Origin of the sequence: Micromonospora sp. BQ11, assembly GCF_052068135.1 — a bacterium.
GTDB lineage: Bacteria > Actinomycetota > Actinomycetes > Mycobacteriales > Micromonosporaceae > Micromonospora.
The window spans coordinates 623,310-649,193 of record NZ_JBQHDB010000002.1 but is presented as its reverse complement, the minus strand read 5'-3'; the positions used below and the strand labels follow the sequence as shown (position 1 = coordinate 649,193).

Sequence of the window (25,884 nt, the reverse complement as noted above, 5' to 3'; positions counted from 1 at the left end):
CCGTCCGTCACCGACGGTGACGATCCTCCATTGTCCAGTCGTGACCGACGGCATCGCAGAGAAATGACGGATCAGGTATGGAAGTCGGCGCGCAGGGTACGTCAATAACAACGGCAGCGGAACCGCCGCCGTAACCCCCCCAGCACAACCGCGACGACTATCCGAGCGGAAGGAAAATCATGACTTACGATCTGTCACCCACGTCTTCCACGTACGGGCAGGAGTCGACCAACGGCGGTGTCCGCGACCAGGCCCGTCAGGTCGGCACGGAGGCCAAGCAGGCCGGTGGCGCTGTCGCCCAGACGGCCAAGGACCAGGGCCGCGAGGTGGTCGGCGAGACCAAGCGCCAGGCGCGCAACCTCTACGGCGAGGCCCGCAACCAGCTCACCAGCCAGACCGGTGAGCAGCAGCGGCGTGCCGCCGGTGGGCTCCGCTCGCTGGCCGACGAGATGCGCTCGATGGCGCAGGGCAGCGGCCAGTCCGGCCCGGTGGCCGAGCTTGCCCACCAGGCCGCCGAGCGCGTGCACGGCGTGGCCGGCTGGCTGGAGGAGCGCGAGCCCGGTGACCTCATCAACGAGGTACGCGACTACGCCCGCCGCAACCCCGGCACCTTCCTCGTCGGCGCCGCCGTGCTGGGTGTGCTCGCCGGCCGGCTGACGAAGAACATCGCCGCGACCAACGACTCCGGTCAGCACGGGTACGACCCGGAGCGGACCGCCGTCATCCCGACCCCGCCGCCCGCGCAGCGGGTGATGCCGGCCGGCGGTTACCTCGACCCCACCCCGGGGACGTACGCGGAGCCGACGCCGGGCTACTCCGGCCAGGGTGCCGCCTACCCGGACCCGCGGACGACCACCAGCTACGCGGACCCGGCCGGGGGCACCGGCCAGCCGCTGCCGCCGGTGAGCCAGACCGACCCGCTGCCGGGCGTGCCGTCCAGCGGAACCACCCGTCCGTGAGCGACCGAATCATCCGAAGGGAGGCGGCGGCGTGAGCATGCCGACGCAGGGGTTCGGAACGGACCCCGGGTACCACCCGCACGACGCGGACGAGGTGCGCAACAGCTCCATCGGTGAGCTGATGCGCTCCGTCACCACCGACCTGTCCACGCTGATGCGGCAGGAGGTGGAGCTGGCCAAGGCGGAGATCCGCGAGGAGGGCAAGAAGGCGGGCAAGGCCGCCGGGTTCTTCGGCGGCGCCGGCTTCGGCGGCTACATGGTGGCCCTGTTCCTGTCGCTCGCCCTCTGGGCCGGCCTGTCCAACGTGATGGACGCCGGCTGGGCGGCGCTGATCGTGGCCGTCATCTGGGGCGTCATCGCTGCCGTCCTCTACTCCATGGCCAAGAAGAACGCCGAGAAGGTGCGCGGCCTCAAGAAGACCAACGAGAGCGTGCAGCGAATCCCCGAGGCGCTCAAGCCCCACCCGCAGGAGGTCACCCGATGAGCACCGACCCGGACCAGATCCGCCGTGAGATCGAAGCCACCCGGAACAACCTGAGCTCCGATGTGGACGCGCTGGCGTACAAGGTCAGCCCCGCCCGCATCGTCGACGACCGCAAGCAGCGGGTCCGTGGCGCGCTGCAGAATGTGAGGGACAAGGTAATGGGAACCGCGTCGGACCTCGGCCACAGCACCCAGCAGGGCGCCCACGCCGTGGGCGGGCACGCCTCCTCGGCGGCCTCCACGGTCAGCGACAAGGCGCACTCCGCCGCCTCGACGGTGAGCGACAAGGCGCAGTCGGCCGCGTCGACCGTGAGCGACGCCGCGCAGCGCGCCCCGCAGGTCATTCGCCAGAAGTCCCAGGGCAACCCCCTCGCCGCCGGTCTCATCGCCTTCGGCGTGGGCTGGCTGGCGTCCTCGCTGCTCCCGGCCACCCAGCGCGAGCAGCAGGTCGCGACCCAGGTCAAGGAGAAGGCCAGCGAGCACACCGACGCGGTGAAGGAGAAGCTGGGCGAGGTTGCCAACGAGATCAAGGAAGAGCTGCGCGAGCCGGCGCAGAACGCCGCCCAGTCGGTGAAGTCGACCGCGCAGGACGCCGCGCAGGCTGTCAAGGACGACTCGAAGTCGGCCGCGAAGGACGTCAAGGACCAGGCGCAGCAGTCCCGCGACCAGGTGAAGTCCTGACCGAGGCGCACCGTACGCCGCAGCTCGCGGCCACTATCCGGGGAACGTCCCGGGGAGTGGCCGCGAGCTGTCGTTTGCGGTGCGTGCGGCGTGCGGCGTGCGGTGCGCGCCCGGTGCGGTCGTGCCCGGTGCGGTGCGCGCCCGGTGCGGTGCGTGTGCAGCGCGGTGCGCGCCCGGTGTTAAAAAGGGGCCCTTCCTCTACGCGAGGCGTTAAGAAGGGGCCCTTCCTTACTGCTCCTCAGCGCTGGCGGAGGCGCGCGCGGAGAGTGCGTTCGAAGTGGGCGGCGCGGTGGACGCGCGTGCCGGCGTACGGGACACCGCCCCGGAACACCCGCTGGGCCAGCGCCAGCCAACTGCACGCGCCGCGTTCCAGCACCCAGAGCGGGGCGGCCAGCGCGGTCGCGGCGGGGAAGACCGCCGTGCCGCCGGCTCGCCGCCGGCCCACCTCGGCCACGGCCATCGTGGTGACCGCCGCGCCGAGCAGCAGCCCCGGACGGCGGCACGCCACCGCTGCCGCCAGCGCCGGCAGGATCGCGAGCGCGGTCACCAGGCGGGCGGGCTGGGCCAGGTCGTCGTACGCCTGACGCACCCGTTGGCCCAGGAAGTGTGCGGTCTCGGGCGGAAGCCGGCGTACGTAGAGACCCTTCGGTGCCGCCTCGGTGCCCCCGTACGCCCGCACGGTCCGGATCAGCTCCAGGTTCTCGAAGAGCACGTCCGGGTCGTATCCGCCCATGGCGAGGAAGGTGCTCCGGCGTACCGCCAGGGTGCCCGGGTAGTCGGCACCGAGGGCACGGTTGAGCAGGGTCCGTCCGGTGTCCCAGTACGCGTGCCAGGGCAGCGGGTCGAAGTAGTTCTGCGGCCGGACCAGGTCCACCCGGTCGAGCAGGTGGTGCACGGCGCGCAGGCCCGCCTCGTCGTACCGGACGTCGTCGTCGGCGATCACCACGTGCTCGTGCCGCGCGTCGGCGACTCCGGTGAGCACACCGCGCACCTTGCCGTTGACGCCGGACAGGGCGGGGTCCGGGGGGACGTGGCGGACCAGGCCCCGCCAGGCCAGCTCGTGACGGGCGAAGACCTCCGGCGGCGAGCCGTCGACGACGGTCACGTCGACCCGGGACGCGAGCCAGCGCAGGTACCCGGTCAGCTCGGCCAGCCAAGTGTCGTCGGTCCAGCGCAGCGGCAGGACGTACGCCATCGCCAGCCGGCGGGGCGGTGCCACCGACCAGCCGGCGCGGGCGGACGCCTCGCCGGGCAGCGGAGCGGCGGCGGTCCGAGCGGACGCGGCCTCGCGGCGCCGGTCGTTGCCGGGCGCGCCTCCGGTCGGGCGGGTCGGGGCGCTCATGTCGACTCCGGGCGCCGGTAGACCGACACGTGCGTGCGGCTGTCATCGGTGAACGGCTGGCCGGTCCAGTCCGCCCAGCGGTGCTCACGTCGCATTCCGGCCAGCTCCGCCATCAGGTCCAGCTCCGCCGGCCACGCGTAGCGGTGGTTGGCCGGCAGCAGGCGGACCCCGGTGTCGGTGAGCCGGATCTTGGTGGTGGTCATCCGCTGCTCGGCGGGGTGCAGGAGAGCCGCCTCCAGCAGCACCTCGTTCTCGGTCACCCGCACCGGTCGCAGCGCGCTCCCGGCGCGGAAGGCACCGGGGTCGGGTACCCACGCCTCGATCACGAACCGGCCGCCGGGGCGCAGGTGGGCGGCGGCGTTGCGGAAGCAGGCCACCTGCGCGGCCTGGTCGGGCAGCGCGAAGACAGTGTTGAAGGCGAGCACCACCAGGGTGAACTCGCCCGGCACCCGGGTCGCCGCGAAGTCGCCGACGGCCAGTTCGACGGCGTCACCGCCCGGCTTGGCCCGCAGGCCCTCGGCCATCTCCGGGGAGCCCTCGATGCCGGAGACCGGCACGCCCCGGGCGACCAGTGGCAGCGCGAGCCGCCCGGTGCCCACACCGAACTCGCAGACGGGTCCGCCGTCGGCCAGCGACGCGAGTCGTTCCACCGCCGCGGTCGGGTCGAGGTGGGCGTACGCCTCGTCGTAGACGTCCGCGGCATGTCGCCCGTACGCGCTCGGATCGAAGGTCAACGAGGCCTCCCGTCGAGGATGGGGTGCCCACCGCAGGTGCCCGGATATCGGCCGATCAAACCGGTTCGTCGTTTCGGTGGGCCCCTGCCGGGTAGCGCAGCCTCTGAGGCGGGTGGTCCATCCTCGGGCCCCCGGGTGGAGGAGACGTGATGACCAGCAATGGAACGAGGTGGGCGCTGCTCGGCGTCGCCACGGCGACCGCGGTCGGCCTCGGCCGCGCGGTGGCCGGCCGGCGACGCCGGCACCAACCCGACCAGCAGGACGGCTGGTACGTGGTGCGTCGCGCGGTCACCGTCGACCGGCCGGTGGAGGCGGTGATCGGCTTCTGGACCGACCGGGAGCGGATGGACCGTGCGCTGGCCGAGTGGGCGACCCTGGAGCAGGTCGGCGACAACCGGTGGCGCTGCGCGGCCGTCGACCCGACCGACGGCGGCACCGGGTGGCGGGCGGAGATCACCGTCGAGGGTCCCGGCCGGCTGCACTGGGTGGTGACCGACGGGCAGCCGCAGGAGGGCACCGTCGAGTTGGTGCCGGCGCCCATGGACCGGGGCACCGAGATCCGCGCCGAGCTGCGCTACCGCTCGGGAGCGCTGCGCCGGGTCGTCGGTCTGGCCACCAGTCACGAGCCGGACCTGGCGCTGCGGGACACGCTGCGGAGGGTGAAGTCCCTGGTCGAGTGCGGCCAGGTGCTCGACACCCGGCGGGACCCCTCGGGGCGTACGCCGGCTCAGGAGAAGGCCACCGACAAGGTCCGCGAGAAGCTGTCGGCGGGAGGACGGGCGTGAGGGCGCTGTGTTGGGAAGGCGTCGGCAAGCTCGCGGTGCGCAACGTGCCCGAGCCGAGTGTCCGCGCCGACGGTGACATCATCGTCAAGGTCCGGGCCAGCAGCGTCTGCGGCTCCGACCTGCACCTGATCAACGGGTTCGTGCCGGCGATGCGGGAGGGCGACGTCCTCGGCCACGAGTTCATGGGCGAGGTGGTGGAGACCGGGCCGGGTGTCCGGCGGCTGAAGACCGGCGACCGGGTCGTGGTCGGCTCGGTGGTGGCCTGCGGCGGCTGCTGGTACTGCCGCACCGAGCAGTACTCGCTCTGCGACAACTCCAACCCCCAACCGGTCTTCGCGGAGAAGCTCTGGGGACACTCGCCCGCCGGCATCCTCGGCTACTCCCACGCCGCCGGCGGCTTCTCCGGCAGCCACGCCGAGTACGTCCGGGTGCCCTTCGGTGACGTCGGCGCCTTCCCGATCCCCGACGGGGTGCCCGACAACGCGGCGGTCTTCGCCTCCGACGCCATGCCCACCGGCTGGATGGCCGCCGACTTCTGCAACCTCAGCGGCGGCGAGGTGGTCGCCGTCTGGGGTGCCGGTGGGGTGGGACAGATGGCGGCCCGGGCCGCCCAGCTTCTCGGGGCCGAACGGGTGATCGTGGTCGACCGGCTGCCGGAGCGGCTCGCCACCGCCGCCGACCGGCTCGGCGTCGAGACCGTCAACTACGCGGAGACCGACGTGCTGGAGGCGCTGCGGGAGATGACCGGCGGCCGGGGCCCGGACGCCTGCATCGAGGCCGTCGGCATGGAGGCGCACGACGTCGGGCCGGCGTACGCGTACGACAAGGCGAAGCAGACGGCCCGGTTGCAGAGCGACCGGCCGACGTCGGTCCGACAGGCGATCATGGCTTGCCGCAAGGGCGGCACGGTGAGCATCGTCGGGGTGTACGCCGGCCTGGTGGACAAGTTCCCGCTCGGCGCGGCGATGAACAAGGCGCTGGTGCTGCGGATGGGGCAGATGCACGCGCAGCGCTACATCCCGATGCTGCTGGACCGGATCGCGGCCGGCGAGATCGACCCCGGCTACCTCGCCACCCACCCGATGCCTCTGGAGAAGGGCGTCCGGGGCTACGAGATGTTCGAGAAGAAGGAGGACGCCTGCCTGCGAACCGTGCTGCACCCGTGATTCCGGGCGCGGTGCTCGCCGGGTACGCCCTCCTGGTGCGCTGACGGGTCCGACGACCGCCCGTCGGGTCCCCAGGAGGGCGTCACCGTGCCGCGCGTCGTCGGGCCGGGGCCCGCTCAGGCGGTCTGCCGGACATTGGTGATCACGAAGCCGCTGTTCGGGAGCGCCGGCATCCGGCTCAGGCGGACCGCCAGGTCCTGCGGGGGTACGTCGTAGCTCATCGTGCCGGTCAGGTTGGTCACCGCCCGCTTCATCAGCTCGATGGTGATCCACTCTCCGGCGCAGCGGTGCCCGGTCCAGTGCTCGCCACCTCCCTGCGGCACGAGTCCGAACGGGTCGTCGCGCCAGCCGACGAAGCGTTCGGGCCGGAACCGTTCCGGCTCCGGCCAGAGTGCCGGGTGGTGGTTGGTGCCGTACAGGTCGAGCAGTACCCGGCGGCCCCGGGGGAAGTGGTACCCCTGCCAGTCGAAGGAGCGGCGTACCCGGGCGGCGGTGACCGGGAAGAACGGGTAGTACCGGCGTACCTCCTGCACGAAGTGCTCGGTGGCCTCGTCGTCCCCGCGTACCCGGTCGCGCCAGGCGGGATGGTCGTGCAGCGCCAGTGCCGCGAACACCACGTAGCGGTCCACGGCGACGGTCGGCCGCAGGATGTTGAGCAGCTCCACGGCGGCGATCCGGCGGGGGAGCAGCCGTCCGGTGGAGTCCCGGTGCTCGGCGATGACCCGCAGCGCGCTTCCCGGCGGCGCGGACAGCGTGCCGACGCGTTCGCGGTCGATGACGTCGCCGGCCCAGTGCTCGGCGCGCCGGCGGGCGAGCAGGCCCCGCCAGTGCCGGGGGCCGATCGCCGCCGGGCCGCCGATCATGCCTTCCAGGTCGGCGGTACGCCGGGCGACCTCGGAGCCGGGCAGCGGCACTCCCGCCCAGGCGCAGACCGCACGGGTGAGCATCCGGCCGACCTCGTCGAAGAGGACGACCGGCCCGCCGGACTCCCACGCCGGGACACGCGCCCGCCACTCGTCGTCGAAGAGCTGACCGAGCTGCCGGACCGCCGTGGGAGTCATGATCGACATGAACATGCCCTTGCGGTCGGTGTGCGCCCCGTCGTCCAGGCCCTGCACGCCACCGACCCCGGTGAGGGTGCGCTGCCCGCGCTTCGGCATCGCTCCGGCCCGGACGAAGCGCCCGGTGTCGTAGAACAGTTCCGCCGCCGGCCGGCCCCGCAGGCAGATCGTGCGTTGTAGCAGCAGGCGGGTGGCGAAGATGTCGCTGCCGTGCTTGTCGCAGCGGGCGCTGACGAACCGGTAGCCGTCCCGTAGGAAGGCCGGGGTGCTGTCCAGGCCGCGTTCCGCCGGGATCGTCGCCATTGGGCCTCCTCGGTCGTCTCCGGCGCGTCTACCCAGGTGGGAGCGGCTGAATCCCTCCACCCGTGACTGAGCACGCCCCGCCTCCGGCGGCTCGCCTGCCCACCACGGGCGGATCCGGCGGGTCGGGAAGTTGTGGTCGCTGGCCCCTCCCAGGGGCGGAGGGAACTGGTTGGCTTCCGGGTGGAAGCGGTGCCGGGACGGACCACGGGGAGGGTGCATGCGGGGCAACGGGTCGCCGTACTGGCGGCAGCAGCGGCTGCGGGCGGGCTTGGCCGGCGCCGGCCGGGAGCCGGGGAGTGCGGCACTGATCGCACCGCCACGCCGGGCGGCCCGGCCGGCCCGCTGGTTCACGGTCCACCTGGGCTTCGAAGCGCCCGACCCGGGCCGGGCGCGCGAGCTGGCGGTGGGGTACGCGGAGGCGCTGAGCCTGCTCCGGCCCGAGCTGGCCCTCGGCGCCGCGGCGTTGTCCCCGGCCGACGCCTGGCACCGGGCGGAGCGGCTGTTCTGCGGCGCGATCGGCCCGGACGGCGAGCGCTGCGCCGACGTGGCCGACCACCCGGGCTTCCACCACGCGCCCGGCCCCGGTGGGCTCGGCTGGGGCGACGGTGACTAGGTGACCGGAGCGACGCGACACGGCCGCCACGGTCCCCCCGATGTCGGCGATCTCGCGGTGTCATGTGTCTTCGGTGGCCGTAGGCCCACCGGCCGGCGACCGAACGGTTGGCGATGAACGGACCGACGATGGGTCGAGGACGTGTGGCGAGTGGGTCGACACGTGCGGGGGATCTGATCCGCGCCCAGTTGCGGCGCCTACGGATCGCAGCGGAGCTGAGCCAGGAGGACTTCGGTCGCCTGGTGCACTACTCGGGGTCCATGGTCTCGGCGGTCGAGTTGGGCCAACGCCCGTTCGACCTGGCGTTCCTCACCCGGGCGGACGAGGTGCTCGGCGGCGCCGGCCTGCTGACCGAGCTGTGGGAACTGGCCAAGCGGGACGGCACGCCGCTGTGGTTCCGGCCGTGGCTGGAGGCCGAGCGGGGTGCGACGCAGCTGCGGTTCTACGAGCCGAACCTGATCCCGGGCCTGCTCCAGACCCCCGGCTACGCCCGCTTCGTTCTCCGGGGTGACGTCAGTCTGAGCGACGAAGAGGTGGAGCAGCGGGTCACCGCCCGGATGGAACGCCAGGACATCCTGACCCGCGACCACCCACCGCAGGTCATCACGGTGGTCGACGAGGCGGCGATCCGCCGGTTCGGTGAGGGATTCGACCGGGTCATGGCCGAGCAGCTGTTGCACCTGCTGGCGTGCACCGAGCGTGCGAACGTCAGCGTGCACGTCGTCCCGGCCGAGGTGGTGCTCCACATCGGGCTGTCCGGAGTTCGCGCTGGCCCGCTCGACCGAGGACGGCTGGGTGGGCCACCTGGAGCACCAGCTCGGCGGCGTCGTCATCGACCGCTCCGAGGACGTGGATACGCTTCTGACTCGTTGGGAGAGCGTCCGCAACGAGGCGCTGCCCCGGCGGCAGTCCATCGACCTGATCAAGGAAGTGGTGAAGCCATGGACCTGGGCGACGCCCGCTGGCGCACCGCCACCCGAAGCGGTGCGAGCGGCGGCAACTGCGTCGAGGTGGCCGACAACCTGACCGGTGTCGTCCTCGTCCGCGACTCCAAGGACCGCGACCGCGGCACCCTCGCCTTCGGCCCGGCCGCCTGGCGGGCCTTCGTCACCGGGGTGACCGTGGGTCGGTGACCCGCGCCGGGGTGCGCCGACCGCAGAAGATCCACTCGTGTTGCCTGACATCAGGGTGTCCGTCGCGGTGGGACGGCCCGATGTCAGGAACATCGAGTCGGTCATGGCCGACGTGCCCCGACGGGCCCGCCGACTACGGTCAGTCGAGGTCGAACTCGCCGTCCTGGGCGCCGGCGACGAAGGCGTCCCACTCGGCCTGGGTGAAGACCAGCACCGGGCCGTCCGGCTCGGCCGAGTTCCGCATGCCGATCAGGTCGTCGACGAACGCGACCTCGACGGCGCTGTCGGAGGTGTCGCCCTCGGCCCGCTGCCAGACCGCCCGGGAGAGGTCGAAGTCGCCCTTGGGATGCGCAGTCATCGCGTGTTCCTCCAGTGCCAGGGGGTCGTGGGGGACCGGTACGGATCCCCATCGGGCAGGATAAGCGGATGCCGAGCCTGAGCCGTGTAGAGGCGACCGCGCGTGGCGCGTCGATCACCGTCCAGTCCTACCGGGTCGACCTCGACCTGACCGGAGACGGCGACCGGTTCCGGTCGCACGTCGAGATCCGGTTCCGGGCCGCCGCGGGCACCTCGACGTTCGTCGAGGTCAAGCCCGCGGCCCTGCACCAGGTACGCCTCAACGGCGCTGATCTCGACCCCGCCACGCTGGACGACAACCGGCTGCGGCTGACCGGGCTCGCCGAGGAGAACACGCTCACCGTGAGCGCGGACATGGCGTACTCCAACACGGGCGAGGGCATGCACCGCTTCGTCGACCCGGCCGACGGTGAGACCTACCTGTACGCGATGTCGTTCCTCGACGACGTGCAACGCATCTTCGCCGCGTTCGACCAGCCCGACCTGAAGGCGCCGGTGGTCCTCTCGGTCACCGCGCCGGAGCACTGGACCGTCGCCGCCAACGGCGAGCTGGCCGCCAACCCGGCGCCGGGCCGCTGGGAGTTCGCCGAGACGGCCCCGCTGGCCACGTACTTCTTCTCGTTGATCGCCGGGCCCTGGCACGTACGGCGCGACTCCCACGACGGCATCCCGCTCGGTGTCTACTGCCGCCGGTCCCTCGCGGCGCACCTGGACACCGACATCGACGAGATCATGACGGTCACCCGGCAGTGCCTCGACCGTTTCCACCAGCTGTTCGACGAGCGCTACCCCTTCGGCAAGTACGACCAGGCGTTCGTGCCCGAGTTCAACGCCGGCGCGATGGAGAACCCGGGCCTGGTCACGTTCCGGGACGACTACGTCTTCCGCTCGGCCGTCACCGAATCCCAGCGGGAGCTGCGGGCCACCACGATCGCCCACGAGATGGCGCACATGTGGTTCGGCGACCTGGTCACCATGCGCTGGTGGGACGACCTGTGGCTGAACGAGTCCTTCGCGGAGTACCTGGGCACCCGGGTCACCGCCGAGGCGACCCGCTTCGACCGGGCCTGGACCACGTTCGCCATGCGCCGCAAGGCGTGGGGGTACGCCGCCGACCAGCGCCCCTCCACCCACCCGGTGGCTCCCGAGGAGGTCACCGACGCCGCCGAGGGCCTGCTCAACTTCGACGGCATCTCGTACGCCAAGGGGGCCAGCGTCCTGCGGCAGCTCGTCGCCGCGCTGGGCGACGACGCGTTCCTCGCCGGCCTCAACGCGCACTTCGCGAAGCACCGGTTCGGCAACGCCACACTGGACGACCTGCTCGGCAACCTGTCCGCCGCGAGCGGGCGGGACCTGACCGGGTGGGCCGAGCGGTGGCTGCGCAGCGCGCAGGTCAACACGCTGCGCGCCGAGGTGGCCGTCGACGCGGACGGCCGCTACACCGAGGTGGCGGTGACGCAGACCGCCACCGGGACGCACCCGGTGCTGCGCCCGCACCGCATCGGTATCGGCCGGTACGCGGACGACGGCACCGTGACCCGTACCGAGGTCGACCTCGACCCGGACGCCGACGGCGGCCGCACGGTGCTCGCCGACCTGGCCGGCGAGCCGGCGGCCCGGCTGCTGCTGCCCAACGACGGCGACCTGACCTTCGCCAAGATCCGCCTCGACCCGGCCTCCGCCGACGCGGTGCCGTCGGTGCTGCCCGGGCTGACCGACCCGCTCGCCCGGGCGCTGCTCTGGGGCGAGGCCCTCGACGCGGCGACCGACGGGGAGCGGCCGGTCGGGGTCGGCCTGGTCGGCCTGGTCGCCGCGGCGCTGCCCGTCGAGACCGAGGTGGTCATCGCGGAGGACGTGCTGACGCTCAGCCGCTCGCTGATCGACCGCTACCTGGACCCGGCCGCCCGCGACGCCGCCCTGGTCCGGGTCGCCGACGCCTGCCGGACGCTGCTCGACGGCGCGCCGGCCGGTGGGTCGTTGCAGCTCGCCGCCGCGCGGGGCTGGATCGCCGCGACCACCGACGCGGACCTGTTGACCGGCTGGCTCGCCGGCCGGGACGTGCCCGCCGGGCTGGCCGTCGACACCGAGCTGCGCTGGTCGGTCCTGCGCCGGCTGGTGGTGCTGGGCGCGGCCGGTGAACCGGAGATCGCCGCCGAGGCGGCGGCCGACCCGAGCGCGGCCGGCGCCGAGCGGGCCGCCGGCTGCCGGGCGGCCCTGCCCGACGCCGCCGCGAAGCAGGCCGCCTGGCAGATCGTCGTCGCCGACACCACGCTGTCCAACCGGCTCGTCGAGGCGACCGCCGGCGGGTTCTGGCAGCCCGAGCAGGCCGAGCTGACCGCCGCGTACGTGTCCCGGTACTTCGACGACATGCCGGCCGCCGCGCGTGCGCGTACGCCCTGGGTGGCCGACCGGGTCGCGGGCCTGGCGTTCCCCCGCTACGCCGTGGCGCAGACCACCCGGGAGGCGGCCGCGGCACTGCTCGCCCGCGACGACGTCACGCCCGGCCTGCGTCGCGTGGTGACCGACGCCGCCGACGACCTGCGCCGCGCCCTGGTCGCCCGCACCGCCGTCGCCGCCGCCTCCGCCTAACCCCCCACCCCCACCCCCACGTCGCGTCCCTCTCGCACTTTCACGGAAACAGTGGCCATGGACGCAGGAACAGCCACTGTTTCCGTGAAACAGCGACGAGCGGGGGCGGGAGGGGGAGTGGGACGGGGGGCGGGGTGGGGCGGCCTAGGATCGCGGGGTGGAGGAAGACATCCGGCGGATCGGGATCATGGGCGGCACGTTCGATCCGATCCACCACGGGCACCTCGTCGCGGCCAGCGAGGTGGCGGACCGGTTCGGCCTGGACGAGGTCGTCTTCGTCCCCACCGGGCAGCCGTGGCAGAAGGCGGACGAACCGGTCAGCCCGGCCGAGGACCGCTACCTGATGACGGTGATCGCCACCGCGTCGAACCCCCGTTTCCAGGTGAGCCGGGTCGACATCGACCGGGGCGGTCCGACCTACACCGTCGACACCCTGCGCGACCTGCACGCCGAGTACGGCCCGAAGGTGCAGCTGTACTTCATCACCGGCGCCGACGCCCTGGAGCGGATCCTCTCCTGGAAGGACCTGGACGAGATCTTCGAGCTGGCCCACTTCGTCGGGGTCACCCGGCCGGGCTTCGAGCTGACCGACAAGCACGTGCCGGCCGACACGGTCAGCCTGGTGCAGGTGCCCGCCATGGCCATCTCGTCGACCGACTGCCGCGCACGGGTCGCCCGGGGTGAGCCGGTCTGGTACCTGGTGCCCGACGGTGTGGTGCAGTACATCGTCAAGCGGCGCCTCTACCAGCGGTGAATCATCCCGGTATCGGGTGCTTCCGGTCGGTAAGGCGCCACAACTGACGAGTCGGTACGCCGCCGCGTGTGAGAGGCTTGGAGGGTCGCACGGTTGATCGAAGGAGAACGGTGACAGTTTCCGAACGCGCTCACGAGCTGGCGATGGCCGCCGCCCAGGCCGCGGCCGACAAGAAGGCGCAGGACATCGTCATCATCGACGTGGGCGACCAGCTCGCCATCACCGACGCGTTCCTGGTCGCCTCGGCCCCGAACGAGCGTCAGGTGCTGGCCATCGTCGACGCCATCGAGGAGCGCCTTCTCGAACTGCCGGAGAAGGCCAAGCCGATCCGGCGCGAGGGCGAGCGCGGCGGCCGCTGGGTGCTGCTCGACTACGTCGACATCGTGGTGCACGTCCAGCACACCGAGGAGCGCGAGTTCTACGCCCTCGACCGGCTCTGGAAGGACTGCCCGACCATCCCGTTCGTCGACCGGGACCTGGTCGACGCGGAGTCCGGCACCACCTCCACCGCCGAATGACCCGACTGATCATCTGGCGGCACGGCAACACCGACTGGAACGCCGCCAGCCGGGTGCAGGGGCAGACCGACGTACCGCTGAACGACCTCGGCCGCGAGCAGGCCCGGGACGCGGCGCCCCTGCTCGCCGCGCTGCGTCCGGATGCCATCGTGGCCAGTGACCTGAGCCGCGCGGCGGACACCGCCGCCGCCCTGGCGGCCGTCACCGGGCTGCCGGTCCGCACCGACGCCCGGCTGCGGGAGCGTCACTTCGGGCTCTGGCAGGGGCTGCACCTGACCGAGGCCGCCGAGCGTTTTCCCGACGAGTTCGCCCGCTGGCGGGCCGGCGACCCTGATCCCGGCTGCGGTATCGAGACCCTCGACGACCTGGGCAAGCGGGTCGGGGCGGCCTTCCAGGAGGCAGCCGACCTGGTGCCCGGCGGCACCGTCGTGGTCACCACCCACGGCGGCGGCGCCCGTCAGGGCGTCGGTCACCTGCTCGGCTGGGACCACCTCGTGCTGCGCACCATCGGGTCGCTGTCCAACTGCCACTGGACCGAGCTGCGGCACAACGACGTCCGTGGCTGGCACCTGCGTGCCCACAACGTGGGCGTCATCGCCGCGTCCGCCGCACCGGTCCCCGCCGCGGCGTCCGCGTCCGCCAGCGCGGACGCGGTCTGACCGTCCGGCCCGGGCGGTCCCGGCCGGGATCGGCTAGCGTGCCGGGCATGCCCGTCGCGGTCGTCACCGACTCCACCGCCTACCTCCCGCCCGAGCTGCTGCACGCGTACCCGTTGACGGTGGTGCCGCTGACCGTCGTCCTCAACGGCGCGGAAGGGCTGGAGGGCGTGGAGACGTTCCCCGCCGACGCCACCCGCGTCCTGGGTGGCCGGCGGGTCTCGGTGAGCACCTCCCGGCCCGCCCCGGAGCAGTTCGCGCAGACGTACCGCCGGCTCCTCGACTCCGGCGCCGACGGCGTCGTCTCGGTGCACCTGTCCGGTGAGCTCTCCGGCACCGTCGAGGCCGCCCGCCTCGCCGCCACCGAGTTCGGCGACCGCGTCGCCGTGGTCGACAGCCGCTCCTGCGGCATGGGCGTGGGCTTCCCCGCCGTCGCCGCCGCCACGGCCGCCACGCGGGGCCTGGGCGTGCCGGAGGTACGCGACGCCGCGCTCGACGCGGTCGGCCGGACCACGATCTTCTTCTACGTCGACACGCTGGAGTTTATGCGCCGGGGCGGCCGGATCAACGCGGCCGAGGCGCTGCTCGGCACCGCCCTCTCGGTCAAGCCGATCATGCACATGCCGGACGGCGCGATCGTGCTCAAGGACAAGGTGCGTACCGCCAGCCGGGGCATCGCCCGCCTGGTCGACCTCGCCGTCGAGGCGGCCGGTGACGCGGACGTGGACCTCGCGCTGCACCACCTCGCCGCCCCCCAACGGGCCGAGGCGCTCGGTGAGGCGTTCGCCGCGCGGCTCGGTGACCGCGTGCGCGCGACGTACGTCTCCGAGGCCGGCGCCGTCGTCGCCGCCCACGCCGGTCCCGGTCTGGCGTGCGTCGTCGTCCACCGCCACCCACCCGCGGCCTGACCCGACCGCCTTGAGGGGCGGGCCCTTCGTCGACGGCGCGACCCTGCCGGTCGACGGTGGACGCGCCGCCCTCGGCCTCGACCCGGAGGCGCTGACCGGCGCGGGTCCCTCACCGGGTGGTCTCGTCGTACGTCCGGCGGGCGGCCTCGATGGCCGTCAGGTGCTGGTCGGCCCATTCGAGGAGAACGTCGATCGGCTGCCGGAGAGTCTTGCCGAGCGGTGTGATGCGGTACTCGACGGCGACCGGTCGCGACGAGAGGACGGCACGCTCGACGATGCCGTTGCGTTCGAGGCGGCGCAGGGTGGCGCTCAACGACTTCTGGGAGACGGCCGGGATCGCCTGGCGCAGCTCGTTGAACCGTGACGGTCGTTCGCAGAGCTGGTTGAGCACCTCCAGCGACCACTTGTCGAGGACCTGGTCCAGGAGTTCGCGGTGCGGAGGGGTGATCGTGAGACGGTCCGTCGCGAAGGGGTCGGTATCTGCCATGACACCTAGTTTCGTTGAAGTTTCCTTGATGCACCAGGTATCAATGAGATACCAATGATCGGTCAGAGGAGAGATTTCGATGGTTGTTCGGTTCCACTCACCGCAGGGCATGATGCAGCCCGTCCCCTATCACCACGTCGCGGTGGCGTCCGGGTCACGCCACGTGTACGTGGCCGGTCAGATCAGCCGCGACGAGGCGGGTCAGCCGATCGCTCCCGGTGACCTCCGGGGCCAGGTCGTCCAGGCGCTCCGCAACACCGCGCGTGGTCTGGCCGGGGCCGACGCGAGCTTTGCGGACGTCGTCCGCCTGACCTTCTACGTCACGAACTGGTCGCCGGACCGGATCGGCGACTTCATGGCCGGCGTCGCCGACGTCGCCGAGGAGATCGGCCTCCCGCAGCCCATGCCCCCGGCGTCGCTCATCGGCGTCGACTACCTGTTCGAGCCCGACGTCCTCGTCGAGGTGGAGGCGACGGCGGTCGTGGACTGAGCGGACGGGGCGCTGACCGGCGGAGGCACATTCCTGCAAGATCAGGCGGTTGTCCACAGGGGCGGTCCCTGTCCACAGGGCGCGGGCGCCGGCCCCACCGAGGACCCGTCTCCTCCTAGCCTCGGCCGGTGTCCGATGACGAGGAGATGGTGGTCCGGCAGCGCCTGCGCCGGCTGGTGCCGGGTGTGGCCGCGACGCGGTCCCCGCGCCGCCCGTTCGACGTCGTGCCGGCGAACGGTCCCTCGTTGCCAGCGGGCGCGGCCGGGGAGTTCCCGCCGGTCGCCGCGCCCCGGTCGCTGCCGGTGCACCCGGGGCAGGACGCCGCGCGGGGCACGGGCGAGGGCACCGACGGGCGGGACCGGTCGCCGGAGCGGGAGCTGTCGACGCGCCGGCTGCCCGGGCCGGCGGCGTTCGACCCGGGGAGCCGGGGCACCCGGGCGCTCGCCGTGGTGGCCGTGCTGGTGGTGCTCGCCGCAGGGCTGTGGGCGTGGCGATCCCGGCCGCACGCCGAGCCGGTCACTCCGGTGGCGTCGGCCGCCCCGGCCGGGTCGCCGTCCCCCTCCGACGGGGCGCCATCACCCGCCACGCCCGACGGTGAGCTGGTGGTGGCGGTCGCCGGCAAGGTACGCCGCCCGGGGCTGGTCCGCGTACCGGCCGGTGCCCGGGTCGCCGACGCGGTGGCGGCGGCCGGGGGAGCGTTGCCCGGTGTGGACACAGCGCTGCTGAACCCGGCCCGGAAGGTCACCGACGGCGAACTGATCCTGGTCGGTGTCCCCGCACCGCCCGGGGCGGCGGCACCCGGCACGCCGCCCGGCGGAGCCCCGGCCCCGGGCGGTCGGGTCAACCTCAACACCGCCACGCTGGCGCAGCTCGACGCCCTGCCCGGGGTGGGGCCGGTGCTCGCCCAGCGCATCCTCACCCACCGCGAGCAGCAGGGCGGCTTCCGGTCCGTGGGCGACCTGCGCCAGGTCGACGGCATCGGCGACGCACGGTACGAGCAGCTCAAGGACCTGGTGACGGTATGAGGACCCCGGGGCCGGACGCCGCCGCCCGTCCAGGTGCGTCCACCGGCGAGGGCGACCTGCGGTCGTCGGTGCCGGACCTGCGGCTGGCCGGGATGGCCGTGGCGACGTGGCTCGCCGCGCTGGCCGGGCTGCATCTCACCACCCGCCCGACCCTGCTGGTGGCGGTGGTAGCCGGCGGGACGGCCGTGACCTGCGGGCTGCACCTCGCCGGTGTCCTCGGGCGCCCGTCGGCGCCGGCCCGGCGGTACGGGTGGGTGGTGGTCGCCGCACTCATCGGCGTGGTCTGCGGGGCGAGCGCCACGGCCGCGCGGCTGGCCGTGCGGGACGCCGCTCCGGTCCGTGCCCTGGTCGAGGCGGACGCCGTCGTCACGGCGGAGCTGGTCGTCCGCGACGATCCCCGGCCGGTACGAGGTGCCCCCGGACGGCCGGCCATCCTGCTCGTGGCGACCCGGTCGACCGGCGTGACCGGCGGCGACGGTCGCCGCGTGGAGGCGTCGGTACGTGTCCTGGTCCTGGCCTCCGATCCGGGGTGGCGAGGGTTGCTGCCCGGACAGCGGCTGACCGCGCGGGGACGCCTCGCCCCACCCCGTGGCGGTGACCTCACCGCCGCCGTGCTGAGCGCCGTCGGGCCGCCGGGTCTCCACGGGGCGCCGCCGTGGTCACAGCGGGCCGCCGGCACGTTGCGCGCGGGCCTCCAACGGGCGTGCGCGCCCCTGCCGGACGAGCCGGGAGGACTGCTGCCGGGGTTGGTGGTCGGTGACACGAGCCGGCTGCTGCCGACCGTGGAGGAGGACTTCCTCGCCACCGGCATGACCCACCTCAACGCGGTCTCCGGATCCAACGTGGCCATCGTCGTCGGCGCCGTGCTGCTGATCGCCCGCTGGGCCCGGGCCGGCCCCTGGCTGGCGGCCGGCCTGTGCGGGGTGGCCCTGGTGGGCTTCGTGATCCTCGTCCGTCCCTCGCCGAGCGTCGTCCGGGCGGCCACGATGGGCGCGATCGGCCTGGCCGCGCTGGCCGCCGGTCGGCCCCGGGCGGCGCTGCCCGCGCTGGCCGCCGGGGTGACCGTGCTGGTACTGGTCGACCCGGAGCTGGCCGGTGACGCCGGGTTCGCGCTTTCCGTGCTGGCCACCGGGGGCCTGCTGCTGCTCGCCCCACGCTGGCGGGACGCGCTGCGCCGCCGGCGGGTGCCGGCCGGGTTCGCGGAGGCGCTGGCGGTGCCCGCCGCCGCGCAACTCGCCTGCGCGCCGGTCGTGGCGGGGATCTCGGGCACGATCAGTCTGGTCGCGGTGCCGGCCAACCTGCTCGCCGTGCCGGCCATCGCCCCGGCGACCGTCCTCGGGGTGGCGGCGGCGGCACTCTCACCGGTCTTTCCGCCGGGTGCGGAGTTCCTCGCCTGGTTGGCGAGCTGGCCGGCGTGGTGGTTGGTGACGGTCGCCCGGCACGGAGCCGAGCTGCCGGCCGGCACGCTGCCCTGGCCGGACGGCGCGCCCGGTGCGCTGCTGCTGGGCGCGCTCACCGTGGCGATGCTGGTCGCCACCCGGCACCCCGTGGTCCGCCGACTGGTGACGGTAGTCGCGGTCGCCGTGGTGCTCGGGGCCCTGCCCGTGCGCCTGGTGGCCCCCGGCTGGCCCCCGGCCACCTGGGTGGTCGCCGCCTGCGCGGTGGGCCAGGGGGACGCGGTGGTGCTGCCGGTGGCCCCGGGGCGTGCGGTGGTGGTGGACGCCGGACCGGACCCGGGGGCGGTGGACGCGTGCCTGCGGGGTCTGGACGTACGGGAGGTGCCACTGCTGGTGGTCAGCCACTTCCACGTGGACCACACCGGAGGCGTCGCCGGGGTGTTCCGGGGGCGGCGGGTCGGTGCCGTGCTCGTCCCGTCGTGGCCGGAGCCGGCGGCCGGGCGGGACCTGGTCCGGGCCACCGCGGCGGCGGGCTCCGCCGAGGTGGTGACCGCGCCCGCCGGCTGGCGGTACCGGGCCGGAGCCGTCGAGCTGACGCTGGTGGGTCCGCCGTACCCGCTGCGGGGCACCCGCTCCGACCCGAACAACAACTCCCTCATGCTGCTCGCCACGGTCGCCGGGGTACGCGTCCTGCTCGCCGGTGACGCCGAGACCGAGGAGCAGCGGGCCCTGCTGGACCACCCGCCACCGGGAGGACTGCGGGCGCAGGTGCTGAAGGTCGCCCACCACGGTTCGGCCTACCAGGACCCGGCCTTCCTGGACGCGGTCCGCCCCACGGTCGCCCTCGTGCCGGTGGGCGCGGGCAACACGTACGGGCATCCCAACCCGGCGGTCCTGGGCCGGCTGACCCGGGGCGGGGCGCGGGTGCTGCGGACCGACACCGACGGGGACGTGGCGGTGGTGGGCGGCTCCGGCCTGGCCGTGGTGGTCCGTGGCCTCCGGCCCGGAAACCAGCGCAGGTAGATCGATGCCCGTTCTTGGCTTAAGAGGTGAAGCGAGATAAATGTCTGGATTTGCGCTGAGTGCGGGGTGTGCCACCGGAGTCCGCAGGAGCAGGCTGGCTCCGACCGCCGGCCGTGCGAATATGGGCGGCGTGACCGCCGCCAGCCTCGCTCCCATTCTGCTCGTCCTCGGGGACGAGGAGCTGCTCGCCACGCGCGCGGTCTCCGAAGCGGTCGCCCGGGCGCGCGCCGTCGACCCCGACGTGGACGTCCGGGAGTACCAGGCCGGTTCCCTGGCCGTCGGCGAGATCGCCGAGATGCTCAGCCCGTCGCTCTTCGGCGGGCGTCGACTGCTCGTGCTGCGCGCCGGCCAGGACGCCCGCAAGGACCTCGCCGCGGCCCTGCTCGCGTACGCGAAGAACCCGGACCCGGACGTGCAGCTGGTCGTGCTGCACCTGGGGGCCGCCAAGGGCAAGGCCTTCGCCGACGGCCTCAAGGCGGCCGGCGCGACGGTCGTCCCGGCCGCCAAGCTCAAGGGGCACCGCGAGCGGGTGGCCTTCGTCCGCGACGAGGTCCGCCGCGCCGGCGGTACGTGCACCGAGGACGCCGCCGAGGCGCTCATCGCGGCGGTCGGCAACGACCTGCGTGAACTCGCCGCCGCGTGTTCCCAGCTCGTCGCCGACACCGACGGCCGGATCGGCGCGGACACGGTGGCCCGCTACTACCGGGGGCGGGTCGAGGTGACCGGCTTCACCGTCGCCGACGCCACCATGGTCGGCGACGTGCCCGGAGCCCTGGAGGCGCTGCGGTGGGCGCTGCACGTCGGCGTCGACCCGGTGCCGATCGCCGACGCTCTCGCCGACGGCGTACGCACCGTGGCGCGGGTCGCGTCGGCCGGGCGGGGCAGCCCGTACCAACTGGCCAGCACCCTCGGCATGCCGCCGTGGAAGGTCGAGCGCGCGCAGCGGCAGGGACGCGGCTGGACGCCCGAGGGGCTGGTAATGGCGATGCGCGCCGCCGCCGAGTGCAACGCGGCCGTGAAGGGCGGCGCGGAGGACCGGGCGTACGCGCTGGAGAGGGCCGTCTTCTCGGTCGTGGCCGCCCGGCAGGGAGGCGCCCGGTGAGCGGACCGCCCCGTGGCTCGTGGGCCACCGTCGCGGTCGACGAGGAGCGGTCACGCCCGCTCTACGCCCGGGTCCTGCGCCTGCGTTTCGTCAACCCGGGCGGGGTGCTCTGCTTCGTCTTCTTCGAGGGGGCCGTCGCGCTCGCCGCGCTGCTCGCCCTCGCCGAACTGGTCACCTGGTGGGCCGTGCTGATCCTGCCGGCCACCGTCGCCGTGATGGTCAAGTTCAACGACCTGGTGGCCGAGCGGGTGGTCCGGTCCGCCGCCCAGGTGCCCGACCAGGAACGGAACCGCTTCCGGCGGCAGATGGAGCCGGTCGTCGGCAAGGCCCGGGTGGACTGGATCCTGCACAGCGTGCCCGGCGTCGTCGTGACGACGGATCCGTCGGCCCACTCGACGCGTGCCGCCCCGGGCGGTCACCCGGAGGCGGGGCGGGGGAGCGCGTCACGTCCCGTACGGCCGGACCGCCACCCACGGGACTGACCCCGCTCGGCCGATCCGCCAGCCGCGCGGTGGACGTCGCGCGCACCGGACGTGGACAGCCTGAAGCCCCGGGAGTCGCCCCGGGGCTTCGGGTCAGAACGGACGTCGCCTCAGGCGGCGAGCGAACCCACGCGCTTCGAGATCGCGGACTTGCGGTTCGCGGCCTGGTTCGAGTGGATCACGCCCTTGCTGACCGCCTTGTCCAGCTTGCGGGAGGCGTCCTGCATGAGAGCGGTCGCCTTCTCCACGTCGCCCGCCTCGGCGGCCTCGTGGAACTTCCGGATGGCGGTCTTCAGCGACGACTTGACCGACTTGTTCCGCAGCCGGCGCTTCTCGTTCTGCCGGTTGCGCTTGATCTGGGACTTGATGTTCGCCACGCGACAGCCTCGTCTAATAGCTCGGGTTGGTCAGCTTGGGCGCGCGACAAGCATGCGTCATCGCTGCGCGAATAGCCAGGCTACCAGGTGGCCCGGGACGAGCCAAAACGCCTCCCGGTCGGCGCCCGCACCGCTCACCGCCAGCTCCGCCGGCGGATGAGCCAGGCGAGGGCCCGTTCCCCGTTGCGGCGCTGGTGGGCGGGCCGTGGACGAGGCCGGGCGCGGCGGCGGGGTACGCGGGGAGGCGGGACTCCAGGGCGACCAGCTCGGGCAGCCGGTCCCGGACCCCTGCCGGCAGCGCCGGGACCGGTTCCCGGCTGGCGGCGACGTCACCCCACCGCAGGGCCTCCGAGCCGCTCGGCGACCGCGGCGCGCAGGCCCGCCGGCAGCGCGGACCACGCCGGTCGTCCGGTGGCTGCGGCGTACGGGGGCACCCTCCGATGCTCCACGGTCGCGTGTCGTACCGCACGGCGATACTGCGCGGGTGATCGGTACCGAGGACTTCTGGACGTTGATCGAGGCGTCCGCCGACGCCACCGCCGACCCCGAAGAGCGGCTGGCGTGGCTCACCGACCGGCTGGCCGAACGGCCGGCCGACGACGCGGTCGACTTCGCGTGCCGGCTGGACGAGGCGCGCACCCGGGCGGACACCTGGCGGCTGTGGGGAGCGGCGTCGCTGATCTGCGCCGGGCTCTGCTCCGACGACGGCTTCCACTACTTCCAGGCGTGGCTGGTGGGCCTGGGACGGGCGACGTTCGAGCGGGTGGTCGACGATCCGGACGCGCTGGCCGACGTGCCGGTGGTGCGGCGGCTGGCCGGCCGGTCCGTCGACGCGTGGGACGACGACGAGTGGCCGGACTGGGAGGCCCTCGACTACGTCGCCGACCGGGCCTACGAGCGGATCACCGGCAGGGCCGACGGGGTGGACGACGCGGCGGCCGCGCGGGGCCGGGAGCTGGGCGTCTCGCCCGACCCGACCGACGAGGAGTGGGACCTCGACGATCCGGCGGAGCTGCGCCGTCGCTACCCGCGCCTCGCCACGATGTTCCCGCTGCCGGCGCACGAGGACAGGACCGGCGTCGGCGTCTGGGAGACTGCCAGGCCATGAGGACCGACGACTTCTGGCAGTTGATCGACAGCGCCCGCTCCGGTGGTGGCGGCGAGCCGGACGCGGTCGCCGCGCGGACCGTCGCCCTGCTCGCCGAGCTGCCCCCGGAGGAGATCGTCGGGTACGCCGAGCACCAGCGCCGTGTGCTGGCCGCCTCCTATCGGGTGGACCTGTGGGGTGCCGCGTACCTGATCAACGGTGGCGCCTCCGACGACGGCTTCGAGTACTTCCGGGGCTGGCTGATGACGCAGGGGCGGGCGGTGTTCGCCCGCGCCGTCTCCGACCCCGACTCGCTGGCCGAGCTGCCGAAGGTCCGGGCCGCCTCGCTCAGTGGCGAGGAGTTCGAGTGCGAGGACATGCTCGCCGCGCCCTGGGAGGCGTACCGGAGGGCCACCGCGAGCGACCTGCCGGCGCCCGAGGCCGTGCCGGAGCCCGACCTCAACGACTTCTGGGACTTCGACGACGAGGAGGAGGCCCGCCGGCGGTTGCCGAAGCTGGCCGCCCTGTTCGTGGAGCCGCCCGCCGAGTGACACCACCCGCCGGGTGACGCCGCGGGCCTGCGGCGGACGGCTTCCGGTGGGTGACGTCCGCCCCGGGATCGCCCGCGCAGCGGGTCCGCCGTGGCGACGTGGGAGCATAGAGGGGGCCGGCGTCGCGCCGGCCTGCTCACGTCAGCCGACCAGAACGGACCGCTGTGCCACCGACGCTCGATTCCGGCGCGAACGCTCCTGGTGCCACCGACCCGGGGCGCATCAGGAACTTCGGCATCATCGCCCACATCGACCACGGGAAGTCGACCCTGGCCGACCGGATGCTGCAGCTCACCGGCGTGGTCGACCCCCGGCAGATGCGTGCCCAGTACCTCGACCGGATGGACATCGAGCGCGAGCGCGGCATCACGATCAAGAGCCAGGCCGTCCGGATGCCCTGGACCATCCGGGAGGGCGAGCGGGTCGGCGAGCAGGCCGTGCTCAACATGATCGACACCCCGGGCCACGTCGACTTCACCTACGAGGTGTCCCGGTCGCTGGCCGCCTGCGAGGGCGCCATCCTGCTGGTGGACGCCGCGCAGGGCATCGAGGCCCAGACGCTGGCGAACCTCTACCTGGCGCTCGAGAACGATTTGCGCATCATCCCGGTGCTCAACAAGATCGACCTGCCGGCCGCCCAGCCGGAGAAGTACGCCGAGGAGCTCGCGCACCTGATCGGCGGCGACCCGGCGGACTGCATCCGGGTCTCCGGCAAGACCGGCGAGGGTGTGCCGTACCTGCTCGACGAGATCGTCCGGCAGTTCACGCCGCCGGTCGGTGACGCCGTCGCGCCCGCCCGCGCGATGATCTTCGACTCGGTGTACGACGTCTACCGGGGCGTGGTCACGTACGTCCGGGTGATCGACGGTCGGATCAGCGCCCGCGACCGGATCAAGATGATGTCCACGGGCGCGGTGCACGAGCTGCTGGAGATCGGCGTCATCTCGCCCGAGATGGTGAAGGCCGAGGCGCTCGGCGTGGGCGAGGTCGGTTACCTGATCACCGGCGTGAAGGACGTGCGTCAGTCCCGCGTCGGCGACACGGTCACCATCAACGGCCGTCCGGCCCGTGAGGCGCTCGGCGGCTACAAGGACCCGAAGCCGATGGTCTACTCCGGCCTCTACCCGATCGACGGGTCCGACTATCCGAACCTGCGCGACGCGCTGGACAAGCTCAAGCTCAACGACGCCGCGCTCGACTACGAGCCGGAGACCTCCGGCGCGCTCGGCTTCGGCTTCCGCTGCGGCTTCCTCGGCCTGCTGCACCTGGAGATCATCCGGGAGCGGCTGGAGCGGGAGTACAACCTCGACCTGATCTCGACGGCGCCGAACGTGGTCTACCGGGCCATCACGGAGGACGGCGAGGAGATCGTGGTGACCAACCCCAGCGAGTACCCGACGGGCAAGATCGCCGAGGTGTTCGAGCCGACGGTGCGGGCCACGGTGCTGACCCCGAACGACTACGTCGGCGCGGTGATGGAGCTGTGCCAGGGACGCCGCGGGAGCCTGCTCGGCATGGACTACCTCTCCGCCGACCGGGTGGAGCTACGGTACTCGCTGCCGCTCGCCGAGATCATCTTCGACTTCTTCGACCAGCTCAAGAGCCGCACCAAGGGGTACGCCTCGCTGGACTACGAGCCCTCCGGCGAGCAGGCGTCCGACCTGGTGAAGGTCGACATCCTGCTGCACGGCGAGCCGGTGGACGCGTTCAGCGCCATCGTGCACAAGGACAAGGCGTACAACTACGGGACCACCATCGCGGCGAAGCTGCGCAGCCTGATCCCGCGCCAGCAGTTCGAGGTGCCCATCCAGGCCGCCATCGGCAGCCGGGTCATCGCCCGGGAGACCATCCGGGCGATCCGCAAGGACGTGCTCGCCAAGTGCTACGGCGGTGACATCAGCCGGAAGCGCAAGCTGCTCGAGAAGCAGAAGGAGGGCAAGAAGCGGATGAAGATGGTGGGCCGGGTGGAGGTTCCCCAGGAAGCCTTCATCGCCGCCCTGTCCTCGGACTCCGGTGACGGCAAGCCCGCCGGCAAGAAGTAACCCGCGCCTTCGGCGAACGACGGCGTACGACGCCCCGGTGCGACCGGAACCCACGGGTCCGGGCCGACCGGGGCGTCGTCGCGTTCCCGCGCGGTGGCGCGCCGTCGCCCGGGACTTCTCCGCTCGGACGGCCCGGCGGCGGTGGCCGGCCACAGCGGGTCCCACCTGCGCCGACCCCTTCGACCGAAGGGGAAGCCGGGTGCGGGATTGACGGTGGACAGCGTCGATTCGGATCGGGGCGGTCGTCCGTCACCTCTGGGCCATTGTTCGACCGGCGTGCCGGAAAGTCGGTTTGGGTTTCGAGCCATTCGGGAACTCATGGGGCCAGCACCGCACTGACAACCACAGACTCATCATTTCTCGTGAAGGAGAACGACCGTGGAGCTGACCGTCTGGGGCATCATCACCGCGCTGATCGTCGGTCTGATCATCGGCGCGCTCGCCCGCCTGGTCGTACCGGGCCGGCAGGACATGCCGATCTGGCTGCACATGCTGATCGGTGTCGGCGCCGCCCTCCTGGGCACCGTCATCGCCCGGGTCTCTGGCTTCGCCGACACCAAGGGTTTCGACTGGCGCGAGCTGCTGCTGCAGATCGTGCTGGCCGCCGTCGCGGTGGCCCTGGTCGCCGGCGTCGGCCGTCGTCGGGGTGTCACCCACCGGTAAAAACTCGCACAGCCTGAACAACGGGCGCCCGACCGGGATGGTCGGGCGCCCGTTCGCGTTGGTACGCCCTCTTTCGCCCCGATGCCTGTGCCGGCTCGGCAGCGCACCTGCGATAC

At 73.2% G+C, this 25,884-nt stretch carries 27 protein-coding genes and 2 pseudogenes; 22 read left to right on the top strand and 7 right to left on the bottom strand.

The window, feature by feature from the left end; all coding sequences use genetic code 11:
• Nucleotides 1-179: 179 nt before the first annotated feature.
• Genes ACTMSW_RS07055 through ACTMSW_RS07045 form a run of 3 tightly spaced genes read left to right on the top strand, consistent with a single transcriptional unit; the run spans nucleotide 180 to nucleotide 2,123 of the window.
• The gene (locus ACTMSW_RS07055; protein WP_441179636.1) at nucleotides 180-959 is read left to right on the top strand and encodes a hypothetical protein; all 780 of its coding nucleotides are present in this window, start codon (nucleotides 180-182) and stop codon (nucleotides 957-959) included.
• Nucleotides 960-990: 31 nt separating this feature from the next.
• The gene (locus ACTMSW_RS07050) at nucleotides 991-1,443 is read left to right on the top strand and encodes a phage holin family protein (protein ID WP_441179635.1); all 453 of its coding nucleotides are present in this window, start codon (nucleotides 991-993) and stop codon (nucleotides 1,441-1,443) included.
• Nucleotides 1,440-2,123, top strand: a complete 684-nt coding sequence (locus tag ACTMSW_RS07045; protein ID WP_441179634.1) for a DUF3618 domain-containing protein — start codon at nucleotides 1,440-1,442, stop codon at nucleotides 2,121-2,123. Before ACTMSW_RS07050 ends, ACTMSW_RS07045 begins: the two co-directional genes overlap by 4 nt.
• Before the next feature lie 238 nt (nucleotides 2,124-2,361).
• On the opposite strand, the gene ACTMSW_RS07040 is transcribed toward ACTMSW_RS07045, so the two are convergent.
• Nucleotides 2,362-3,465, bottom strand: coding sequence for a glycosyltransferase (locus tag ACTMSW_RS07040; protein ID WP_441179633.1), 1,104 nt, complete (start codon nucleotides 3,463-3,465; stop codon nucleotides 2,362-2,364).
• Nucleotides 3,462-4,199 carry a class I SAM-dependent DNA methyltransferase gene (locus ACTMSW_RS07035; protein ID WP_441179631.1) on the bottom strand — a complete coding sequence of 246 codons (738 nt, stop codon included), beginning with the start codon at nucleotides 4,197-4,199 and terminating at the stop codon, nucleotides 3,462-3,464. The genes ACTMSW_RS07040 and ACTMSW_RS07035 overlap by 4 nt, the downstream gene beginning before the upstream one ends.
• A gap of 149 nt (nucleotides 4,200-4,348) precedes the next feature.
• On the opposite strand from ACTMSW_RS07035, the gene ACTMSW_RS07030 reads away from it, so the two are divergent.
• Together ACTMSW_RS07030 and ACTMSW_RS07025 are read left to right on the top strand one after the other, a co-directional pair.
• Entirely contained in the window at nucleotides 4,349-4,984 is a 636-nt protein-coding gene (locus ACTMSW_RS07030; protein WP_441179629.1) for an SRPBCC family protein, read from the top strand.
• The gene (locus ACTMSW_RS07025; protein ID WP_441179628.1) at nucleotides 4,981-6,150 is read left to right on the top strand and encodes a zinc-dependent alcohol dehydrogenase; all 1,170 of its coding nucleotides are present in this window, start codon (nucleotides 4,981-4,983) and stop codon (nucleotides 6,148-6,150) included. Before ACTMSW_RS07030 ends, ACTMSW_RS07025 begins: the two co-directional genes overlap by 4 nt.
• Before the next feature lie 116 nt (nucleotides 6,151-6,266).
• Here ACTMSW_RS07025 and ACTMSW_RS07020 read toward each other — a convergent pair whose 3' ends face one another.
• Nucleotides 6,267-7,514 carry a cytochrome P450 gene (locus ACTMSW_RS07020; RefSeq protein ID WP_441179627.1) on the bottom strand — a complete coding sequence of 416 codons (1,248 nt, stop codon included), beginning with the start codon at nucleotides 7,512-7,514 and terminating at the stop codon, nucleotides 6,267-6,269.
• A gap of 217 nt (nucleotides 7,515-7,731) precedes the next feature.
• Here ACTMSW_RS07020 and ACTMSW_RS07015 point away from each other — a divergent pair, with 217 nt between their 5' ends.
• The 3 genes and pseudogenes from ACTMSW_RS07015 (at nucleotide 7,732) to ACTMSW_RS07005 (ending at nucleotide 9,260) form a co-directional block, all read left to right on the top strand.
• Nucleotides 7,732-8,127: a hypothetical protein gene (locus tag ACTMSW_RS07015; RefSeq protein ID WP_441179626.1), complete on the top strand. Its 396-nt coding sequence runs from the start codon at nucleotides 7,732-7,734 to the stop codon at nucleotides 8,125-8,127.
• 128 nt (nucleotides 8,128-8,255) lie between these two features.
• Nucleotides 8,256-9,057, top strand: a pseudogene (locus ACTMSW_RS07010) (helix-turn-helix domain-containing protein); the annotation flags it as partial.
• An 11-nt stretch (nucleotides 9,058-9,068) separates the two neighbouring features.
• On the top strand, nucleotides 9,069-9,260 hold the full coding sequence (locus tag ACTMSW_RS07005) for a DUF397 domain-containing protein (RefSeq protein WP_441179624.1): 192 nt from the start codon (nucleotides 9,069-9,071) through the stop codon (nucleotides 9,258-9,260).
• A 139-nt stretch (nucleotides 9,261-9,399) separates the two neighbouring features.
• Here ACTMSW_RS07005 and ACTMSW_RS07000 read toward each other — a convergent pair whose 3' ends face one another.
• A complete protein-coding gene (locus tag ACTMSW_RS07000) occupies nucleotides 9,400-9,618 on the bottom strand; it encodes a DUF397 domain-containing protein (RefSeq protein WP_357040925.1) in 219 nt (72 codons plus the stop codon).
• A 68-nt stretch (nucleotides 9,619-9,686) separates the two neighbouring features.
• Here ACTMSW_RS07000 and pepN point away from each other — a divergent pair, with 68 nt between their 5' ends.
• The 5 genes from pepN to ACTMSW_RS06975 all read left to right on the top strand — a co-directional run bounded on the left by pepN (nucleotide 9,687) and on the right by ACTMSW_RS06975 (nucleotide 15,042).
• Nucleotides 9,687-12,206: an aminopeptidase N gene (gene pepN, locus ACTMSW_RS06995; RefSeq protein WP_441179622.1), complete on the top strand. Its 2,520-nt coding sequence runs from the start codon at nucleotides 9,687-9,689 to the stop codon at nucleotides 12,204-12,206.
• A 157-nt stretch (nucleotides 12,207-12,363) separates the two neighbouring features.
• Nucleotides 12,364-12,960 carry a nicotinate-nucleotide adenylyltransferase gene (gene nadD, locus ACTMSW_RS06990; RefSeq protein ID WP_441179621.1) on the top strand — a complete coding sequence of 199 codons (597 nt, stop codon included), beginning with the start codon at nucleotides 12,364-12,366 and terminating at the stop codon, nucleotides 12,958-12,960.
• A 110-nt stretch (nucleotides 12,961-13,070) separates the two neighbouring features.
• The gene (gene rsfS / locus ACTMSW_RS06985) at nucleotides 13,071-13,478 is read left to right on the top strand and encodes a ribosome silencing factor (protein WP_441179620.1); all 408 of its coding nucleotides are present in this window, start codon (nucleotides 13,071-13,073) and stop codon (nucleotides 13,476-13,478) included.
• Complete coding sequence (locus tag ACTMSW_RS06980) at nucleotides 13,475-14,137, top strand: histidine phosphatase family protein (RefSeq protein WP_441179619.1); 663 nt, start codon at nucleotides 13,475-13,477, stop codon at nucleotides 14,135-14,137. The genes rsfS and ACTMSW_RS06980 overlap by 4 nt, the downstream gene beginning before the upstream one ends.
• A gap of 47 nt (nucleotides 14,138-14,184) precedes the next feature.
• Nucleotides 14,185-15,042 (top strand): DegV family protein, encoded by an 858-nt coding sequence (locus ACTMSW_RS06975; RefSeq protein ID WP_441179618.1) that lies wholly within the window; start codon nucleotides 14,185-14,187, stop codon nucleotides 15,040-15,042.
• A 109-nt stretch (nucleotides 15,043-15,151) separates the two neighbouring features.
• Here the strand turns inward: ACTMSW_RS06975 and ACTMSW_RS06970 are convergent, their stop codons facing one another.
• Nucleotides 15,152-15,529 carry a winged helix-turn-helix transcriptional regulator gene (locus ACTMSW_RS06970; RefSeq protein ID WP_441179617.1) on the bottom strand — a complete coding sequence of 126 codons (378 nt, stop codon included), beginning with the start codon at nucleotides 15,527-15,529 and terminating at the stop codon, nucleotides 15,152-15,154.
• 79 nt (nucleotides 15,530-15,608) lie between these two features.
• On the opposite strand from ACTMSW_RS06970, the gene ACTMSW_RS06965 reads away from it, so the two are divergent.
• The 5 genes from ACTMSW_RS06965 (at nucleotide 15,609) to ACTMSW_RS06945 (ending at nucleotide 21,048) form a co-directional block, all read left to right on the top strand.
• Entirely contained in the window at nucleotides 15,609-16,019 is a 411-nt protein-coding gene (locus ACTMSW_RS06965; RefSeq protein WP_441179616.1) for a RidA family protein, read from the top strand.
• Between the two features lie 128 nt (nucleotides 16,020-16,147).
• Nucleotides 16,148-17,044 (top strand): ComEA family DNA-binding protein, encoded by an 897-nt coding sequence (locus ACTMSW_RS06960; protein ID WP_441179615.1) that lies wholly within the window; start codon nucleotides 16,148-16,150, stop codon nucleotides 17,042-17,044.
• The gene (locus tag ACTMSW_RS06955) at nucleotides 17,041-19,464 is read left to right on the top strand and encodes a ComEC/Rec2 family competence protein (RefSeq protein ID WP_441179614.1); all 2,424 of its coding nucleotides are present in this window, start codon (nucleotides 17,041-17,043) and stop codon (nucleotides 19,462-19,464) included. The genes ACTMSW_RS06960 and ACTMSW_RS06955 overlap by 4 nt, the downstream gene beginning before the upstream one ends.
• Before the next feature lie 121 nt (nucleotides 19,465-19,585).
• A complete protein-coding gene (holA, locus tag ACTMSW_RS06950; protein ID WP_441179613.1) occupies nucleotides 19,586-20,566 on the top strand; it encodes a DNA polymerase III subunit delta in 981 nt (326 codons plus the stop codon).
• Complete coding sequence (locus ACTMSW_RS06945; protein ID WP_441179612.1) at nucleotides 20,563-21,048, top strand: hypothetical protein; 486 nt, start codon at nucleotides 20,563-20,565, stop codon at nucleotides 21,046-21,048. The genes holA and ACTMSW_RS06945 overlap by 4 nt, the downstream gene beginning before the upstream one ends.
• A 110-nt stretch (nucleotides 21,049-21,158) precedes the next feature.
• On the opposite strand, the gene rpsT is transcribed toward ACTMSW_RS06945, so the two are convergent.
• Nucleotides 21,159-21,425 carry a 30S ribosomal protein S20 gene (gene rpsT, locus ACTMSW_RS06940; RefSeq protein WP_357039806.1) on the bottom strand — a complete coding sequence of 89 codons (267 nt, stop codon included), beginning with the start codon at nucleotides 21,423-21,425 and terminating at the stop codon, nucleotides 21,159-21,161.
• 202 nt (nucleotides 21,426-21,627) lie between these two features.
• Nucleotides 21,628-21,777, bottom strand: a pseudogene (locus ACTMSW_RS06935) (aminoglycoside phosphotransferase family protein); the annotation flags it as partial.
• 132 nt (nucleotides 21,778-21,909) lie between these two features.
• Between ACTMSW_RS06935 and ACTMSW_RS06930 the strand changes: the two are divergent.
• The 4 genes from ACTMSW_RS06930 to ACTMSW_RS06915 all read left to right on the top strand — a co-directional run bounded on the left by ACTMSW_RS06930 (nucleotide 21,910) and on the right by ACTMSW_RS06915 (nucleotide 25,768).
• Nucleotides 21,910-22,533 (top strand): DUF4240 domain-containing protein, encoded by a 624-nt coding sequence (locus ACTMSW_RS06930; RefSeq protein WP_441179611.1) that lies wholly within the window; start codon nucleotides 21,910-21,912, stop codon nucleotides 22,531-22,533.
• Entirely contained in the window at nucleotides 22,530-23,063 is a 534-nt protein-coding gene (locus ACTMSW_RS06925; protein ID WP_441179610.1) for a DUF4240 domain-containing protein, read from the top strand. Before ACTMSW_RS06930 ends, ACTMSW_RS06925 begins: the two co-directional genes overlap by 4 nt.
• 164 nt (nucleotides 23,064-23,227) lie before the next feature.
• Nucleotides 23,228-25,105 carry a translation elongation factor 4 gene (gene lepA, locus ACTMSW_RS06920; RefSeq protein ID WP_441179608.1) on the top strand — a complete coding sequence of 626 codons (1,878 nt, stop codon included), beginning with the start codon at nucleotides 23,228-23,230 and terminating at the stop codon, nucleotides 25,103-25,105.
• A gap of 378 nt (nucleotides 25,106-25,483) precedes the next feature.
• The gene (locus ACTMSW_RS06915; RefSeq protein WP_441179607.1) at nucleotides 25,484-25,768 is read left to right on the top strand and encodes a GlsB/YeaQ/YmgE family stress response membrane protein; all 285 of its coding nucleotides are present in this window, start codon (nucleotides 25,484-25,486) and stop codon (nucleotides 25,766-25,768) included.
• Nucleotides 25,769-25,884: the final 116 nt, after the last annotated feature.

Coding starts and splice junctions, on each gene's coding strand:
- ACTMSW_RS07055 (WP_441179636.1), top strand. CDS start 180: ATGACTTACGATCTGTCACCCACGTCTTCCACGTACGGGCAGGAGTCG.
- ACTMSW_RS07045 (WP_441179634.1), top strand. CDS start 1,440: ATGAGCACCGACCCGGACCAGATCCGCCGTGAGATCGAAGCCACCCGG.
- ACTMSW_RS07040 (WP_441179633.1), bottom strand. CDS start 3,465: ATGAGCGCCCCGACCCGCCCGACCGGAGGCGCGCCCGGCAACGACCGG.
- ACTMSW_RS07030 (WP_441179629.1), top strand. CDS start 4,349: ATGACCAGCAATGGAACGAGGTGGGCGCTGCTCGGCGTCGCCACGGCG.
- ACTMSW_RS07020 (WP_441179627.1), bottom strand. CDS start 7,514: ATGGCGACGATCCCGGCGGAACGCGGCCTGGACAGCACCCCGGCCTTC.
- ACTMSW_RS07015 (WP_441179626.1), top strand. CDS start 7,732: ATGCGGGGCAACGGGTCGCCGTACTGGCGGCAGCAGCGGCTGCGGGCG.
- ACTMSW_RS07005 (WP_441179624.1), top strand. CDS start 9,069: ATGGACCTGGGCGACGCCCGCTGGCGCACCGCCACCCGAAGCGGTGCG.
- ACTMSW_RS07000 (WP_357040925.1), bottom strand. CDS start 9,618: ATGACTGCGCATCCCAAGGGCGACTTCGACCTCTCCCGGGCGGTCTGG.
- pepN (WP_441179622.1), top strand. CDS start 9,687: ATGCCGAGCCTGAGCCGTGTAGAGGCGACCGCGCGTGGCGCGTCGATC.
- ACTMSW_RS06980 (WP_441179619.1), top strand. CDS start 13,475: ATGACCCGACTGATCATCTGGCGGCACGGCAACACCGACTGGAACGCC.
- ACTMSW_RS06975 (WP_441179618.1), top strand. CDS start 14,185: ATGCCCGTCGCGGTCGTCACCGACTCCACCGCCTACCTCCCGCCCGAG.
- ACTMSW_RS06970 (WP_441179617.1), bottom strand. CDS start 15,529: ATGGCAGATACCGACCCCTTCGCGACGGACCGTCTCACGATCACCCCT.
- ACTMSW_RS06965 (WP_441179616.1), top strand. CDS start 15,609: ATGGTTGTTCGGTTCCACTCACCGCAGGGCATGATGCAGCCCGTCCCC.
- ACTMSW_RS06955 (WP_441179614.1), top strand. CDS start 17,041: ATGAGGACCCCGGGGCCGGACGCCGCCGCCCGTCCAGGTGCGTCCACC.
- holA (WP_441179613.1), top strand. CDS start 19,586: ATGGGCGGCGTGACCGCCGCCAGCCTCGCTCCCATTCTGCTCGTCCTC.
- ACTMSW_RS06925 (WP_441179610.1), top strand. CDS start 22,530: ATGAGGACCGACGACTTCTGGCAGTTGATCGACAGCGCCCGCTCCGGT.